Raw genomic sequence first — 15,955 nt, 5'->3', positions numbered from 1 at the left:
ACCTTCTCGCCGATAAACAGCATCGGCGCCTCGTCGCGTTCGCCCTCGCCGATCACCACGGTGCCTTCGATCGGCAGCTTGTTGAGTTCACGGCGCATCGCGTCGACGGCGGCCTGGTCGGCGGCTTTCTCGTTGCCATGGCCGCGCAGCCTCGCCGCGGATACCGCCGCGCGCTCCGTCACCCGCACGATCTCGAGCGTCAGGACGCGCTCCAGCAATAGCTGCGGCGGAACGGAAATATGGGTCGACATCGGCGAACTCCTTTTATGACTTCACTGCGGATCTTTCGGCCCGCATATAATCGCTTCTCGCATCGTTGGTTCGGACCACACGCTAGATCGTGATCCCATCCCTTTGTTAGAGCATGATCTCCGAGCAAACGCTTTGCGTTTGTCCCGAGGAAAACCGGTTCCCACTTTTCCGGATCATGCTCTAGTTTTTCTCGATCCGTATCACCTGCGGCCGGCCGCTGATCACCTTGTCGCGCTGCACCGCCTGCAACGCGCGGTGAACCGCGTCCTCGCTGGTGGCATAGGTTATCAGAATGACCGGCACCGGCGCAGCTTTCCTCGCCACGCCGCTGGCGTCAACGCCGTCGGGATGGCGCTGCACAATCGATTCAATCGAAATTTTCTGCTCGGCGAGCCGGGTGGCGATGGTTGCGGCAGTGCCAGCCAAATCCCGCGCCATCAGCCGGATATAATAGCCACCCTCGTGGCGCTCCATTGGCGCCTTTTTGGTCGCGCGCAACCTTGCCACCGGACGCCCGAACGGCATCGCGCGGATCCCGCGCGCGACATCGGCAATGTCGGCGACCACGGCCGATGCCGTCGCGGCTCCCCCGGCGCCCGGACCGACCAGTGTGATCGGCGAAATTCCCGCCCCGTCGATGGTGACCGCGTTGGTGACGCCCATGACCTGCGCGATCGAGGAGGATTTCGGCACCATGGTCGGATGCACGCGCTGTTCGATGCCTTTTGCGGTTCGCACCGCGACCCCGAGCAGTTTGACGCGAAAACCGAGTTCCTCGGCCGCGCGCAAATCCTCCGGTGCGATCGAGGAGATGCCTTCGACATACACCGCGCTCTGCGCGACCTTGGTGCCAAAGGCGAGACTGGCCAGAATCGCCAGTTTCTGCGCGGTATCGTGGCCATCGACATCGAACGACGGATTGGCCTCGGCATAGCCCAGGCGCTGCGCGTCCTTCAGACATTCGGCGAACGACAACCCCTCCTGTTCCATCCGGGTCAGGATGTAATTGCAGGTGCCGTTGAGAATACCGTAGACGCGGTTGACGTCGGTACCCGCCAGACCCTCGCGCAGGGTCTTGACGACAGGAATCGCGGCGCCGACGGCGGCCTCGAAATTCAGCGCGCCGCCATGCTTTTCGGCTGACTTCGCCAACCGCAGTCCATGCCTGGCGATCAGCGCCTTGTTGGCCGTCACCACCGATTTGCCGGATTGCAGCGCCGCCTCGATCGCCGACAATGCGGGCTCACCCGCCCCGCCCATCAATTCGACAAAACAATCGATGCCGGGATCGCTGGCCAGCGCCAGCGCGTTTTTGGCCCAGGTAACGCCGCGCAGATCGAGACCGCGCTTTTTCACCTTCGAACGCGCCGTGACGGCGACGACACGCACGCCACGCCCGCAGCGCGCCGACAAAGCGCGGCCCTGCTGCTCGATGAGGCGAACGACTTCGGCGCCAACAGTGCCGAGCCCCGCAATACCCACTTTCAGGGGTGCGACCATGACGCGAAAAACCTGCTGGAGAAATCAGAACCAGGCATGACCCAGCGGGATCACACCTAGCGCCGGTTGGCGAGAGGAACCACGTTGTGCAACGTTTCTATGCCGCTTTCAAGGAAGCGACGCACGCCGCGGGCGGCCTGGCGGATACGTTGCTCGTTTTCCACCATGGCGATGCGCACATAGCCCTCGCCATGCTCGCCGAAGGCGACCCCGGGCGAAACCACGACGCCGGATTTCTCCACCATCAGGGTCGCGAACTGCATGCTGCCGACGCCGCGGAAGGCCTCGGGCAGCGGCGCCCAGGCGAACATCGAGGCCTCGGGCGGCGGAATCTCCCAGCCGGCGCGACCGAATGATTCCACCAGCGCATCGCGACGTTTGCGATAGGTGTCGCGCATCTCGCGGATACAATCGTCCGGACCGTTCAGCGCCGCGGTCGCGGCGACCTGAATGGGCGTGAACGCGCCATAATCGAGATAGGATTTCACTCGCGCCAGTGCCGCGATGATCCGCTCATTGCCGACCGCAAACCCCATCCGCCAGCCGGCCATCGAAAACGTCTTCGACATCGAGGTGAATTCCACGGTGACATCGATCGCGCCGGGAACCTGCAGCACCGAGGGCGGCGGATTATTGTCGTCGAAATAGACTTCCGCATAAGCGAGGTCGGACAGAATGAAGATCTCGTGCTTCTTCGCGAACGCCACCAGATCGCGGTAGAAATCGAGGCTCGCGACATAGGCGGTCGGATTGGACGGGTAACAGACGACGATCGCGAGCGGCTTCGGGATCGAATGGATGATCGCCCGCTCGACCGCCTCGAAGAATTGCGGCGTCGGCTCCGAGGGCACCGAGCGGATCACGCCGCCGGCCATCAGAAATCCAAAGGCATGGATCGGATAGCTCGGGTTCGGACACAGGATGACATCGCCGGGCGCGGTGATCGCCTGCGCCACATTGGCAAAGCCCTCTTTCGAGCCCAGCGTCGCAACGATCTGGGTTTCCGGATTGAGCTTCACGCCAAAGCGCCGCTCGTAATAGCCGGCTTGCGCCTTGCGCAGGCCGGTGATGCCGCGCGACGCCGAGTAGCGGTCGGTCCGCGGCTTGCCCAGCGTTTCCTTCAGCTTTTCGATGACATGGGCCGGCGTCGACAGATCCGGATTGCCCATGCCGAGGTCAATGATATCGGCGCCGGCATTGCGTGCCGCGGCCTTGGCGCGGTTGACCTGCTCGAACACATAAGGCGGCAGACGGCGAATGCGGTAGAACTCTTCCATGGGACCTTGCTCCGACAACCGATAAGGCTGGAATCACCGACAGGCTTTGCAACGAGATGGAATTCGTCTTTGTCCAGAAATCGAGCTAAATCAAGGATTTAGGTCGAATTCAGACGCAAAATCGTGTCTTTGCCCTGATTTGCGGTTGAATTGGCTTCTTTTACCACGGACGACCGGTCGCGCCAGCCGCAAGATAACCTGGCGGTTACTTGGTGGCTGAGTTGGTGGCAGAGTTCGTGGCCGAGTTTGCGGTCTGGTCTTTGGCTGAAGTCACAGAGGCCTGGTGGTCCCGCGCGGCGACGAGTTCTTTCTGGATCTTGGCCCGCTGCGCCGGGTCCATCGCGGCTTCGTCCCGATCCGGAGGCAATTCATTTACCGGAAGATAGGCACCGGCTTCCTTCTGATGTCCGGGCGCGTCCGCCGGCGTACCGCCCAGCGGCAGATCGGCGATCGAAATAGAGCAGCCGCCAAGCGCCAGCGCCGACAGCAGCAGCGCTCCCAAGGCCCATGCCCGCTTTGTTCGATCGATCGACATGCGTCCGGAAGTCCCCACTTCGCCGACGTGAATCCGGCTGCTGCTCATTTAACAACGAATGCCGCTTGTTTCATCAGCAGTTGCTGCAGCGCCAAACGATTGTCCCCCAAAAACCATTAAAGCCCAAACAACAAATCGCACCGTTGGGGCCTGAATATGACAGAACCAAGATTCTTTGTCGCGGTGCAGCACGTCCGACGCCGAGATTGACATCGCCGCCATCATCGTCGATCTGCGCGGTGACGAACTTGAAATGAACCTATAGTGTCAGGCTATGGCCGACGTCACGACTGAAACCCAGAGCGCAACAAAGTTCGACCCCGAGGCGTTCTCGATGAACCTCGCGCGGGCGATGCAGAGCAGCGGCCAGGCGCTCGCCGCCTATCTCAAGCCGCGCGAGAACGGCGAAGCCAGGGACAAGCCGCCCAACGAACTCGGCGAAGTCATCAAGACGTTCAGCGCGGTGGCGGAATTCTGGCTGTCGGACGAAACGCGCTCGGCCGAGCTGAAGTCGAAACTGACCAAGGCCTATATCGATCTGTGGGGGTCGTCGATGCGCCGCATGGCCGGCGAAGACGCGAAGCCGGCGATCGCGCCCTCGCCGCGCGACCGGCGGTTCAGCGACCCGGAATGGAAGTCGAACCAGTTCTTCGATTTCGTTTTGCAACTCTATCTGCTCACCACGCAGTGGGCCCATGACCTCGTGCGCAACGCCGAGGGTCTCGACCCCCACACCCGCAAGAAAGCCGAATTCTACGTCCAGCAGATCACCAACGCGCTGTCGCCGTCGAACTTCGTGCTGACCAATCCGGAGGTGCTGCGCGCGACGCTGGCGTCCAACGGCGACAACCTCGTTCGCGGCATGAAGATGCTGGCGGAAGACGTCGAGGCCGGACACGGCACGCTGCGCATTCGCCAATCCGATCCCTCCAATCTCGTGGTCGGCGTCAACATGGCGACGACCCCGGGCAAGGTGATCTTCCAGAACGAGCTGATGCAGCTGATCCAGTACGCGCCGTCAACGGAATGCGTGCTGCGCACGCCGCTTCTGATCGTGCCGCCGTGGATCAACAAGTTCTATATCCTCGACCTCAAGCCGGAAAAATCCTTCATCAAATGGTGTGTCGATCAGGGGCTCACGGTGTTCGTGATTTCCTGGGTCAACCCGGACAAGAGCCTCGGAGCCAAGACTTTCGAGGATTACATGAAGGGGGGGCCGCTGGCGGCGATGGACGCCATCGAACGGGCCACCGGCGAGATGAAGGTCCACACCATGGGCTACTGCGTCGGCGGCACCCTGCTCGCCTCGACGCTGGCATGGCTGGCGGAAAAGCGCCGGGTGCGGGTGACGTCGGCGACGTTTCTGGCCGCACAGGTCGATTTCACCCGCGCCGGCGATCTCCTGGTGTTCGTCGACGAAGACCAGATCTCCGCACTGGAGCGCGACATGCAGGCGGCGGGTGTGCTCGAAGGCAGCAAGATGGCGATGGCCTTCAACATGCTGCGCTCGAACGATCTGATCTGGTCCTATGTCGTCAGCAATTACCTGAAGGGCCAGCCGCCCTCGGCATTCGATCTGCTGCACTGGAATTCGGACGCGACGCGGATGCCGGCGGCGAACCATTCGTACTATCTGCGCAACTGCTATCTGGAGAACCGGCTGTCCGCAGGCACCATGGTGCTGGACAACACGCTGCTCGATCTGTCGAAGGTCAAGGTGCCGATCTACAATCTAGCGACCCGCGAGGATCACATCGCGCCGGCCGATTCCGTGCTGTACGGCTCGCAGTTTTTCGGTGGCCCGGTCAAATACGTGCTGTCCGGATCCGGGCATATCGCCGGCGTGGTCAACCCGCCATCGTCGGGCAAATACCAGTTCTGGACCAACGACAATATCAAGGACGTTGCGCTGGCCGACTGGATCAAGGGCGCGCAGGAGCATAAGGGATCGTGGTGGCCCGACTGGCGCCAGTGGCTGGCGAGCATCGATGCGGAGGAAATGCCCGCGCGCGCCGTCGGCACAGCGGCGCTGCCGCCGATCGAGGATGCGCCCGGCAGTTACGTCCGGGTCCGCGCCTAGCGCCATGATCGGTGTTTGAATACAACAGATCGTCCCGCCGGGACGGGACTTGAAACCTGGATTGAGGGGAAATCTATGACACGCGAATTGTTCTGGCTGACACTGACGGTCATTCTGACGGGGCTGCTGTGGGTCCCCTATACGCTCAATCGCTGTCAGGTTCGTGGCCTCGGCGGCGCGATGGCCAATCCCTCCCGCAACGACAAGCCACATGCGGAATGGGCCACGCGGCTGATGTTCGCGCATGACAATGCGGTCGAAAACCTCGTCCTGTTCGCTCCCTTGGTGCTGATCCTCAACGCGATCGACTATTCCAGCCAATGGACCGTAATCGCCTGCGCGGTGTATTTCTGGGCCCGCGTCGCGCACCTGATCGTCTACACGCTGGGCCTGCCGGTGTTCCGCAGATTCTCTGAGACGGCACTCTTCCATCATGGGACGCGCGCGCATCTGCGCGCGTCACACGATAGCGATGGAATACCTCACGGAAACAGCGCGATCTGCTCCAGCCCGGTGGTTTCGGGAAGTCCAAGCATCAGGTTCATGTTCTGGATCGCCTGTCCCGCCGATCCCTTCACCAGATTATCGAGCACCGAAATAACGATCGCGCGGTTCTTGATGCGGTCGCCGAATACGCCGATCTGCACATAGTTCGAGCCGCGAACGTTCTGCGTCTGCGGTAGCACGCCCTTTTTCGCGACATGCACGAACGGTTCGTCGCGGTAGGCTTTCTCAAGCGCGGCACGCAGATCATCCGCGGTCGCACCGTTAAGTTTGACGTAGGACGTGCAGAGTTCGCCCCGGCTCATCGGAATAAGGTGCGGCGTGAAGTTGACCGTCACCTTGGCGCCTGCCGCGACGCCGATCTCCTGTTCGATCTCCGGCGCGTGCCGATGCGTACCCACCGAATAGGGCGAAAGCCCCTCGCCAACTTCGCTGAACAGCGTGTTCTGCTTGAGGCCGCGGCCTGCGCCGGTCACGCCTGATTTGGCGTCAATGACGATGTCATCCACGTCGATCAGCTTTGCTCTTGCGATCGGCACCAGCGCCATCAGCGCCGCGGTCGGATAGCATCCGGGACAGGCGACAAGCCGCGCCGCGGTGATTTTCTCGCGATAGAACTCGGTGAGGCCATAGACGGCTTCGCCCTGAAGTTCCGTTGCGCGGTGCTCGTGGCCGTACCATTGCGCGTAGGTGTTCATGTCGCGAAGCCGGAAATCCGCCGACATGTCGAGGATTTTGATGGCCGGATTGGCCGCGATGACGGCCGCGATGATCTCCTGCGTCGTGCCATGCGGCAGCCCGCAGAACACCGCATCGAGCTTGGTCCAATCGACCTTTTCCCATTCCACCAGCCGTGGCAGGTCCAGCATGAAGAAATGCGGAAATACCTCATCCATGGTCTTGCCGGCATGGGTATTTGCGGTGAGCGCAACGATCTCGGCGTTGGGATGCCGCGCCAGCAGGCGCACCGCGTCGGCGCCGGTGTAGCCGGACGCACCGAGAATGCCGATCTTCTTCTTTGTGCCCATCACATCATGTCCTCTGGCATCGTGTTAGCATTCAATTGTGTCGTCTCGGCTGCGAACAAATGCGGGCGCAGCGCACGCATTTCCCCCGCCAGAACCTGGGCGGCGACCTCCGGTTGCCGCGCCAATGCCGTCGCCACAGCCACGTGATCGACGTCGGATTTGTGCTGGTTGAGCTTGAAACTGCCCTCGATCTCCTCGACCGTCATCACCAGACCGACGATCGCCTGCTTCATCGCGGCCAGGCGCCCCGCCGTCATCTTCGACGACATCCAGGGTGGTTTCGGCGCCAGCCAGTTTTCGAATTTGGCACTGAGCACGTCGAGATGCGGGCCGAGTTCATGATCGGATAATTTGCGAACCGTGCCGGTCAGGTGCACCGCCTGATACAGCCAGGTCGGCACCTGATCCGGCGACACGTACCAGTCGGCCGAAACGTAGGCGTCCGCCCCCGTCACGGCCATCAGCCACGACGATGTCCCGTCCGCGAGTTTCACCAGCGGATTATGCCGCGCGACGTGGAACGCCATTTGTGGCGTGCCGTCATCCGCAAAAGCCAGGTAAAACGGCAAGGATGATGCGATCGGCTTGCCGCCTTCCCACGCGCAGACCGTGCCGAATCCGCGCGCTTGCGCAAAGGCAAGGCTGGCGGCGCGATCGGGCTTGAACATCGGAGGCGTATACATTTCAAACTCCTGCTTGACGTAGGAGCCGCCTGATCGGATCGCGCTGCAGGGTTAGGAAAATGCCGCGGACCGGATCCGGCGGCAGAGGCGACAATCTTAAACGCAGACGTCCGCCCATACCGCGATAATGCGGCGGCGGCGGGCGGTGAGGATGGTCGCGGCGTTGATCATGGGCGCGGCTATAAGGCCACGCCCGGTTTTCGTCAAGAAATTAGATCGCCGGGCTGTCACAGCGCCTTGTCATAACACCCGCACCGGGCACCAGCATCGTCAGGCCGACTTCACACGGTGCGCCAGAGCCATTCGGCGATCTGGCCGATCACGTCGCCGAACAGCAGCAATGCAGCCGACCACACCAGCGCCGATACCCAATTGGCGATTTGAAAGCGCCAATACGACATCTCGAATATTCCGGCTGCGAGCGGCACCGAGGCCCGCAACGGGCCGAAAAAACGTCCTATGAAGATGCTGGGTGCGCCCCATTTTTGCACGAAGGCTTCGCCGCGCGGCAGGATCTCAGGGTAGCGCGACAGCGGCCACATCTGCGCGACATGTTCCTTGTATTTGAAGCCGAACCAGTAGGAGATCCAGTCGCCAAGCGCGGCACCAATCCCGCCCGCAATCCACACCGACCAGAAACTGATCCCGCTGACGCCGATCAACGCGCCGATGGCGACCAGCGCGCCCCAGGCCGGGATCAATAGCGAGATGAAAGCGAGCGATTCCCCGAACGCCAGCAACAGAACGATCGGGGCAGCCCATGCCTGATGATCGCGCACAAAATCGGCCAGCGCGCGCGCGAAATCTTCCATGTCGTGAACGCCTCCCCGGATACCGGCCTGTTCGAGCAAGGCGCGGAACTTTTCTACAGTTTCAATGCCCAAGAACAAGCAAGAACAGGTACGCCAGCCCGTTCCACGACATCAAGTCACAAAGGTGGGGGATCGTGCGCGACCGACGGCCCGGCTCCAGCCGTCACTTTTTAAGCTCATCCATGGCATAGTCAGGGGAACTGATTCGCGCTATCAAAAGCGCGCGCAACACATGAAAAAACATGCCAAAACCATTGAAATCAAATATAAAAGCCAAAGCCAATGACCTCTTTGGCGCCCCTGAGTCCAAGGCCTCCGAGCCCAAGGGCCGGCCATCGCTCAAGGTGGCATCCCGCGCGGCAAGCGCCGAGGCCGGCTATACCGCGCGCGACATCGAGGTGCTGGAAGGCCTTGAGCCGGTTCGCCGCCGACCGGGCATGTATATCGGCGGCACCGACGAGAAAGCGCTGCATCACCTGTTCGCCGAAGTCATCGATAACGCGATGGACGAGGCGCTGGCCGGCCATGCCTCGTTCATCGAAGTGGAATTGGGCGCCGACGGGTTCCTGACCGTCACCGACAATGGCCGCGGCATTCCGGTCGATCCGCATCCGAAATTTCCGAAGAAGTCCGCGCTCGAAGTCATCATGTGCACGCTGCATTCCGGCGGCAAATTCGACTCCAAGGTGTATGAGACCTCGGGCGGCCTGCACGGCGTCGGCGTCTCCGTGGTGAATGCGCTGTCGTCGCGGCTCGAGGTCGAGGTCGCCCGCAGCCAGAAGCTCTACCGCATGGCGTTCGAGCGCGGCCATCCCAAGGGCAAGCTCGAAGATCTCGGCAAGATCAACAACCGCCGCGGCACCAAAATTCGCTTCAAGCCGGACACCGACATTTTCGGCGCCAAGGCCACGTTCAAGCCGCAGCGCCTGTTCAAGATGGCGCGTTCGAAAGCCTATCTGTTCGGCGGGGTAGAGATTCGCTGGCGCTGCGACCCGGCGCTGTTGAAGGGCATTGAGGATGTTCCGGCCGAGGACACCTTCCACTTCGTCGGTGGATTGAAGGACTATCTCGGCGCGGCCGTTCATGCCGACACCCTGGTGCATCCGGATATCTTCGCCGGCAAATCCGGCCGCAACGGCGCCCACGGTGCCTGTGAATGGGCGGTGGCCTGGACCGCGGACGCCGACGGATTCATGTCCTCCTACTGCAACACCGTGCCGACGCCGGATGGCGGCACCCATGAATCCGGCATGCGCAGCGCGCTGCTGCGCGGCCTCAAAGATCACGCCGAGCGCGTCGGCCAGGGCAAGCGCGCCACCTCCATCACCTCGGAAGACGTCATGGTCGGCGCGGCCGTGATGCTCTCGGTGTTCGTGCGCGAACCGGAATTCCAGGGCCAGACCAAGGACCGCCTCGCCACCGCGGAGGCGCAACGCATCGTCGAGCAGGCCATCAAGGATCCGTTCGACCACTGGCTGTCCGGCAATCCCCTGCAGGCCAACAAACTGCTGGAGTTCGTTGTCGAGCGCGCCGACGAGCGGCTGCGCCGCCGCGCCGAGAAGGAAATTTCGCGCAAGACGGCGGTCAAGAAGCTGCGCCTGCCCGGCAAGCTCTCCGACTGCACCAACACGGCCTCGGAAGGCTCGGAACTGTTCATCGTCGAGGGCGACTCGGCCGGCGGCAGCGCCAAGCAGGCGCGCGACCGCAAGACCCAGGCGATCCTGCCCCTGCGCGGAAAAATCCTCAACGTCGCCTCCGCGACCAAAGACAAGCTCACCGCCAATGCGCAGCTCGCCGACCTGATGCAGGCGATCGGCTGCGGTACCGGCGCGCATTATCGCGAAGAGGATTTGCGTTACGCCCGCATCATCATCATGACCGATGCCGACGTCGACGGCGCCCATATCGCCTCGCTGCTGATCACGTTCTTCTATCGGCAGATGCCGCGGCTGATCGATGAAGGCCATCTCTATCTCGCGGTGCCGCCGCTGTTCCGCCTGACCCACGGCAGCAAGACGGTCTATGCCCGCGACGAGGCCCACAAGGACGCGCTCTTGAAGAGCGAGTTCAACGCCAATGCCAAGGTCGATGTCGGTCGCTTCAAGGGCCTCGGCGAAATGATGCCGGCGCAATTGAAGGAAACCACGATGGACCCGGCCAAACGCACCATGCTGCGCGTGGTGCTGTTAGCCGACGATCGCGAGGGTACCGCCGATTCGGTCGAGCGCCTGATGGGCACCAAGGCGGAGGCCCGCTTCGCCTTCATTTCCGACAAGGCCCCGTACGCCAGGGAGGACCTGCTGGACGTTTAGGATCACGGCCGGTCATTTGGGGGTATCTGAGGACCGTTTTGTCGTCACTTTGGGTGAATTTGGCACGTTTTTGGGGCTTTTTTGAGCTTTTCCCTCGGGTTGTTTTCCGGCGGGTGTGCCTACCCGGCAACAGCTTTTTGGGCCAAACCGGCTATAACTCTTCATGAGATTCGGGACCATGTGCACTTGTTTGGCGCGATCAGTTGCTGGCGCCGGGACACTGAGGAATTTGAAATGAAAAAGTTGGTATTGGCTCTGACCGCGGTCGCGGCGTTTACGGGATCGGCTCTCGCGGCTGACCTTCCCGCACGGACCTACACCAAGGCTCCGGTCGTGGTCCCGCCACCCCCGAGCTGGACCGGCTTCTACATCTTCGGCGGCGGCGGCGGTGGACTCTGGAATGCCGACAATGGCACGGTGGCCACGGCTACTGGTGTTGCCCTCGGGACTGGTCAGCGCAACGGTGGCAGCGGCTGGTTGGGAACCGTCGGTGCCGGATACGACTGGCAGGTCAACACCAATTGGGTCATCGGTATCCTGGGTGACGGCCAGTTCGGAAACATTCGTGGCAATGTCAGCGATACGTTCTTCGATCTGGCGGGCCAGGAGACGCTCAGGACCAGCTATGCGGGTGGCGTGAGGGTTGGCTATCTGGTTGCCCCGAATGTTCTTTCCTACGTGAATGGCGGTTATTCCGGCTCGCAATGGTCCGGCTCCTCTCTCTCGAGCGTGAGTTTTGGCGGTCCGGCGCTCACCACCACGGGTTCTTTCACGCGTAACGGCTTCTTTGTCGGCGGCGGCGTCGAGAACAACCTCGACATTTTCGGAATCAGCTTTCCGGGCTTGTTCATGAAGACCGAGTACCGCGCCGCTTACTATGGCAACATCAACCTCCCGGAAACTGTCATCGCGACCGGTTTGCCGGCCGTTACGACCCCGACCTTCAAGGCCTGGGACGAGACCGTTACCACCTCGCTGGTCTATCGCTTCAACTGGACCGGCCCGGTGGTCGCCAAGTACTGAGCCAACTGCTGATCTCTGCTAAATCAGCAGCGTAAAAGCCCCGGCATTGTCCGGGGCTTTTTTGTGTCTTGCGTGAGCGGGTACCGTGCTCCGCTCGAAGCGTCTTCCCCGCTCCTGATTCCGGCTCTTGCGCGACATCGGCACGCGCGCCACTCTGCCGGCCGTCGCGCGATCGCCGCGTGGCCAACGCGAACCGGGAAACTCCCAGGGAAATTCCATGCGCAACTCGCTGTTGATCCTCGGCCTGCTCGCGCTCGCCATCGGCCTGCTCTGGATCGGCCAGGGCACCGGCGTGATCAAGTGGCCGGCGTCGAGCTTCATGATCAGCCAGATGCAGTGGGCGGGATATGGCGCCGCGCTGGCCGCGCTGGGTCTGATCCTGATCTGGCAGAGCAAGCGCTAAGAATGTGATCTAAGGATATCGACCATGAAACCCGGCCTGTTCGATCTCCGCGGCAAGGTAGCTGTTGTCACCGGCGGTAACGGCGGCATCGGTCTCGGCATGGCGCGCGGGCTGGCGGAAGCCGGCGCCGATCTCGCGATCGTCGGACGCAACGAGACGAAATCGCTGGCTGCTGTGGCAGACCTCGCCAGGCTCGGCGTCAAGGCGATATCCATCGTCGCCGACGTCACCGACCCGTCAGCCGTCGCCGCTATGGTCGAGCGTGTCGGGCGTGAGCTTGGCCGGCTCGACATTCTCGTCAACAACGCCGGCATCAATATCCGCAAAGCCCCGCATGCGCTGTCGCTTGAGGAGTGGGACAGCGTGATCAGGACCAACCTCACCAGCGCGTTCCTGTGCTCGCAGGCGGCCTACCCGGCCATGAAGGCCGCCGGCGGCGGCAAGGTGATCAATATCGGCTCGATGATGTCGATCTTCGGCGCCAGCTTCGCGCCGGCCTACGCCGCGAGCAAAGGCGGCATCGTGCAGTTCACCCGTTCCTGCGCGGTGGCCTGGGCCGCCGACAATATCCAGGTCAATGCGGTCCTGCCGGGCTGGATCGATACCGACCTGACCCGGCGCGCCCGCGAACAGATCGACGGCCTGCACGACAAGGTGCTGGCCCGCACGCCGGCGGCGCGATGGGGCGCGATCGGCGACTTCGCCGGCATCGCGGTGTTTCTCAGTTCCGCGGCTTCTGACTTTGTCACCGGCACCGCCATTCCCGTCGATGGCGGCTTTTCGGTCATGGGCTAGACTGCCCGGCGTCAGCCGGCCGATAGCGGCGAGTGCACATGCTCGGGGCGCACGCCGAGCGCAACGAACCGCGCGGTGATGCCCTGCAGCCATGGCACGGCATTCACCACGCGCGCGAACAGAGGAACCCGGAGCGGTTGATGGCCCGGCTTGAGCGCGGCGCTGATGATGTTGTTCTGCACCATGACCTGCATCGCCTGCGTCATCCGCATCGGAAACTCCCGCCGCCGGCGCACCGCATCCAGCTCATCTTCGGATGGACAACCGGTGACCAATTTTGCCGCCAGCAGATTCGCCGTCGCCACCGCGTCCTGAACCGCGAGGTTGACGCCGACGCCGCCGACCGGCGACATCGCATGCGCGGCATCGCCGATGCAGAGCAGCCCGGGACGGGTCCAGCGCTTCAGCCGGTTGATCGCCACCGTCAGCAGTTTCACATCGTCCCACGTCTTGACGTCCGAAATCCCCGATTTCAGGATCGGCGCCATCCCGGTCACATCGTCGCGGAATGCATCGAGGCCACGCGCCTTGACCGCGTCGTATTGTCCTTTGGCGATCACATAGGCGCATTGCCAGTAATCACCGCGATCGAACGTCACCATCATCTTGCCGGTATCGACCCGCGCGAACAGGCTTTCGTCCTCATTCGTGTGCCTGCCGGCGCGGAACCACAGCACATCCATCGGCGCGCCGATCTCCTCGACCTCGAGAGCGGCGCACTGCCGCACCACCGAGTGCCGCCCGTCGCATCCGATCGTGAGATCGGCGCGGATCTCGACCGGACCTTCCGGCGTGTTGGCCGTCACACCGACGACCCTGTCGCCGGACCAGATGAGATCGGTCGCATCGGCATTCATCATGACCTTGAGCGAGGCGAACCGCCTGCCATGCTCGCGCAGGAAATTGAGAAAATCCCATTGCGGCATGAAGGCAATGAAAGGGTATTTGGCCTTGGTGCGGCTGATATCCGCGATGCGGATCGAAGTGCCGCCGAACTGGCCATCCATCTTTTGCAATTGCTGGTGCGGCAGCTTGAGGAATTCTTCGATCAGACCCAGCTCGTCCATCACCTGCAGCGTCGAGGGATGCACGGTGTCGCCGCGAAAATCCCGGAAAAAGTCGGCGTGTTTCTCCAGCACCAGCGTTTCGACGCCGGCCCGCCCCAGGAGATATCCCAGCATCATGCCGGCGGGACCGCCGCCGACAATGCAGCATCGCGTCGTGATCGTCCGCCGGTTCGGCCGTTCCGAAGAAGTACCCGCGTCCATGATCTGGCTCTGGTGATTAGCGCCGGAAACTCTTGATCTCCGATACGCTGCCGTCGCGATAAGTCAACTCAACCGACACGAACTGGGTCGAGGGCGCCAGCTTGAGATAGGGCAGCGCATCGCGCGGAATCTCGCTGGGATCCCTGGGATCGCAGGGCGGCATCTTCAGCACCTTGTCGGGAACCGCGGTATCGATGCCGACGCGCGCTTCCCGGATCGCACAGCGGTAGGACATCAGGTGCGTGTAATAGACCAAAAGTCCGTTGAACTCGCGAAACGACAGCCAGCTGGTCGCGGTCATATCGAGGATTTTGCGCTGGTCATGGATCAGCGCCGCCTCGGGGTCGAACTTGATCGGAAAAGGTCCCTGCAATTCGCCCGACGTGTCGACATAGCGCAGCTCGATCGTTGCGGCCGGCGCATCGGCGGCAAGCTCGATCGAGGGATTGGGCATCCGCTTGCGGGTGCGCGGATCGAGGGTGTCCAGGAAACCGGTCTCGCGGAATTCACCGCTATTGCCGATGCGCCAGGAAATTCCCAGCGTCGGATCTGGAATCGAAAACACCACGGTCCAGCCGCCATTATGGCGAGAGAACATCGCGATCGGGGCGTTGACGGAATCGTTCGAGGGCGCCGTGCGCGGCACCGATACCGGCGGCAGCGCTGCGACCTTCTGCGGCGGCTCGGCAGGTTTTGCGGCCGCAGGCTCTGCCTTGGCGATGCCGTTGAGAAAGACGTCGTCGACCATCTGGTCGAAATAAACCGGGATCTGCTTGTGGCTCACGGTCTCCGCCATTTCGCTGACCAGCCGGCGGGTGTGCTGGGCCACCTGAACCAGGTTCTCGCCGGGTTGCAATAATTCCTTGGCGAAGGTTCGCGTGAACACCGAATTCGGATTGTCGTCATTGTTCGACAGCCGGTCGAGCGCGGTCTGCCGCGGCCCGGCCGAGAACACCGAGAACACGCCTTCCGGCAATTGCGTCATCGGCGCCAGGCCGCCGCCGCCGGCCACCGCGCGGGTGCCACTGCGCTCAAACGGATTGTTGCGGCAGGCGTCGAACACCAGGATCGCGGTGCGCACCTTCTTGTTCTGCAGCCGCTCGATGATGCGGTCGGCGAGCACGGAGGCATCGCGCACCAGCTCTTCCTGCCCCTCGCTGGCCGCGGGCACATCGGTCGGCAGCAGGAAATTCTGGCCGGCGATCTCAAAGCCATGGCCGGCGTAGAAAAAGAACGCGGTGTCGCCGGGATCGACGGCCGCGTCGAACGCCAGCAGGGTCTGGCTGAACGCCTGCCGCGTCTGGTTCTCGGCCACCATCACCGAAAAGCCGAGCTGCTTGAGCGTATCGCCCATGGTGCGGGCGTCGTTGACCGCCTTCTGCAGCTTGGGAACGTTCTTGTAGTCGTTGTTGCCGATCACCAGCGCGACGCGTTTTACGGCCTGCGCGGGCGCCGCGAGTGCCGGCAAGGACGCCAAAAAACC

The 15,955-nt window shown here is 62.5% G+C and carries 14 protein-coding genes and 1 pseudogene; 6 read left to right on the top strand and 9 right to left on the bottom strand.

The window, feature by feature from the left end:
* The 4 genes from ABR948_RS24310 to ABR948_RS24295 form a co-directional block, all read right to left on the bottom strand.
* A partial coding sequence (locus ABR948_RS24310; RefSeq protein WP_428122962.1) for a fructose-bisphosphatase class II occupies window positions 1-251 on the bottom strand: 251 nt, incomplete at its 3' end.
* Between the two features lie 181 nt (window positions 252-432).
* A complete protein-coding gene (locus ABR948_RS24305) occupies window positions 433-1,752 on the bottom strand; it encodes a homoserine dehydrogenase (RefSeq protein ID WP_428122961.1) in 1,320 nt (439 codons plus the stop codon).
* Window positions 1,753-1,808: 56 nt separating this feature from the next.
* A complete protein-coding gene (locus ABR948_RS24300; protein WP_428122960.1) occupies window positions 1,809-3,029 on the bottom strand; it encodes an LL-diaminopimelate aminotransferase in 1,221 nt (406 codons plus the stop codon).
* Between the two features lie 205 nt (window positions 3,030-3,234).
* Window positions 3,235-3,564 carry a hypothetical protein gene (locus ABR948_RS24295; protein WP_428122959.1) on the bottom strand — a complete coding sequence of 110 codons (330 nt, stop codon included), beginning with the start codon at window positions 3,562-3,564 and terminating at the stop codon, window positions 3,235-3,237.
* A gap of 274 nt (window positions 3,565-3,838) precedes the next feature.
* On the opposite strand from ABR948_RS24295, the gene ABR948_RS24290 reads away from it, so the two are divergent.
* On the top strand, window positions 3,839-5,644 hold the full coding sequence (locus tag ABR948_RS24290) for a PHA/PHB synthase family protein (protein ID WP_428122958.1): 1,806 nt from the start codon (window positions 3,839-3,841) through the stop codon (window positions 5,642-5,644).
* 75 nt (window positions 5,645-5,719) lie between these two features.
* Window positions 5,720-6,073, top strand: a pseudogene (locus ABR948_RS24285) (MAPEG family protein); the annotation flags it as partial.
* Between the two features lie 53 nt (window positions 6,074-6,126).
* Here the strand turns inward: ABR948_RS24285 and argC are convergent.
* From argC to ABR948_RS24270, 3 genes are all read right to left on the bottom strand, one after another.
* Entirely contained in the window at window positions 6,127-7,176 is a 1,050-nt protein-coding gene (argC, locus tag ABR948_RS24280; RefSeq protein ID WP_428122956.1) for an N-acetyl-gamma-glutamyl-phosphate reductase, read from the bottom strand.
* Window positions 7,176-7,859, bottom strand: a complete 684-nt coding sequence (locus ABR948_RS24275) for an FMN-binding negative transcriptional regulator (RefSeq protein ID WP_428122955.1) — start codon at window positions 7,857-7,859, stop codon at window positions 7,176-7,178. The genes argC and ABR948_RS24275 overlap by 1 nt, the downstream gene beginning before the upstream one ends.
* A 281-nt stretch (window positions 7,860-8,140) precedes the next feature.
* Window positions 8,141-8,671: a DedA family protein gene (locus ABR948_RS24270; protein ID WP_428122953.1), complete on the bottom strand. Its 531-nt coding sequence runs from the start codon at window positions 8,669-8,671 to the stop codon at window positions 8,141-8,143.
* Window positions 8,672-8,913: 242 nt separating this feature from the next.
* Here ABR948_RS24270 and parE point away from each other — a divergent pair, with 242 nt between their 5' ends.
* The 4 genes from parE to ABR948_RS24250 all read left to right on the top strand — a co-directional run bounded on the left by parE (window position 8,914) and on the right by ABR948_RS24250 (window position 13,204).
* On the top strand, window positions 8,914-10,983 hold the full coding sequence (parE, locus tag ABR948_RS24265) for a DNA topoisomerase IV subunit B (protein WP_428122951.1): 2,070 nt from the start codon (window positions 8,914-8,916) through the stop codon (window positions 10,981-10,983).
* Window positions 10,984-11,217: 234 nt separating this feature from the next.
* Entirely contained in the window at window positions 11,218-12,006 is a 789-nt protein-coding gene (locus tag ABR948_RS24260) for an outer membrane protein (RefSeq protein WP_428122950.1), read from the top strand.
* Between the two features lie 217 nt (window positions 12,007-12,223).
* Window positions 12,224-12,409, top strand: a complete 186-nt coding sequence (locus ABR948_RS24255; protein ID WP_428122948.1) for a hypothetical protein — start codon at window positions 12,224-12,226, stop codon at window positions 12,407-12,409.
* A gap of 24 nt (window positions 12,410-12,433) precedes the next feature.
* Window positions 12,434-13,204, top strand: a complete 771-nt coding sequence (locus ABR948_RS24250; RefSeq protein WP_428122946.1) for an SDR family NAD(P)-dependent oxidoreductase — start codon at window positions 12,434-12,436, stop codon at window positions 13,202-13,204.
* Between the two features lie 11 nt (window positions 13,205-13,215).
* Here the strand turns inward: ABR948_RS24250 and ABR948_RS24245 are convergent, their stop codons facing one another.
* Together ABR948_RS24245 and ABR948_RS24240 are read right to left on the bottom strand one after the other, a co-directional pair.
* Window positions 13,216-14,472 carry an FAD-dependent oxidoreductase gene (locus tag ABR948_RS24245; RefSeq protein WP_428122945.1) on the bottom strand — a complete coding sequence of 419 codons (1,257 nt, stop codon included), beginning with the start codon at window positions 14,470-14,472 and terminating at the stop codon, window positions 13,216-13,218.
* A gap of 16 nt (window positions 14,473-14,488) precedes the next feature.
* A complete protein-coding gene (locus ABR948_RS24240; protein WP_428122963.1) occupies window positions 14,489-15,949 on the bottom strand; it encodes a caspase family protein in 1,461 nt (486 codons plus the stop codon).
* Window positions 15,950-15,955 lie beyond the last annotated feature (6 nt).

Source organism: Bradyrhizobium sp. (assembly GCF_050014615.1).
GTDB lineage: Bacteria > Pseudomonadota > Alphaproteobacteria > Rhizobiales > Xanthobacteraceae > Bradyrhizobium.
The sequence above is the reverse complement of the archived record's forward strand: the minus strand, read 5'-3'. Positions and strand labels throughout refer to the sequence as shown.

Excerpts from the sequence above, each read along its gene's own strand:
- ABR948_RS24255 (WP_428122948.1), top strand. The coding sequence starts at position 12,224 with ATGCGCAACTCGCTGTTGATCCTCGGCCTGCTCGCGCTCGCCATCGGC.
- ABR948_RS24250 (WP_428122946.1), top strand. The coding sequence starts at position 12,434 with ATGAAACCCGGCCTGTTCGATCTCCGCGGCAAGGTAGCTGTTGTCACC.
- ABR948_RS24275 (WP_428122955.1), bottom strand. The coding sequence starts at position 7,859 with ATGTATACGCCTCCGATGTTCAAGCCCGATCGCGCCGCCAGCCTTGCC.
- ABR948_RS24295 (WP_428122959.1), bottom strand. The coding sequence starts at position 3,564 with ATGTCGATCGATCGAACAAAGCGGGCATGGGCCTTGGGAGCGCTGCTG.
- ABR948_RS24270 (WP_428122953.1), bottom strand. The coding sequence starts at position 8,671 with ATGGAAGATTTCGCGCGCGCGCTGGCCGATTTTGTGCGCGATCATCAG.
- argC (WP_428122956.1), bottom strand. The coding sequence starts at position 7,176 with ATGGGCACAAAGAAGAAGATCGGCATTCTCGGTGCGTCCGGCTACACC.
- ABR948_RS24260 (WP_428122950.1), top strand. The coding sequence starts at position 11,218 with ATGAAAAAGTTGGTATTGGCTCTGACCGCGGTCGCGGCGTTTACGGGA.
- ABR948_RS24245 (WP_428122945.1), bottom strand. The coding sequence starts at position 14,472 with ATGGACGCGGGTACTTCTTCGGAACGGCCGAACCGGCGGACGATCACG.
- ABR948_RS24290 (WP_428122958.1), top strand. The coding sequence starts at position 3,839 with ATGGCCGACGTCACGACTGAAACCCAGAGCGCAACAAAGTTCGACCCC.
- parE (WP_428122951.1), top strand. The coding sequence starts at position 8,914 with ATGCCAAAACCATTGAAATCAAATATAAAAGCCAAAGCCAATGACCTC.
- ABR948_RS24305 (WP_428122961.1), bottom strand. The coding sequence starts at position 1,752 with ATGGTCGCACCCCTGAAAGTGGGTATTGCGGGGCTCGGCACTGTTGGC.
- ABR948_RS24300 (WP_428122960.1), bottom strand. The coding sequence starts at position 3,029 with ATGGAAGAGTTCTACCGCATTCGCCGTCTGCCGCCTTATGTGTTCGAG.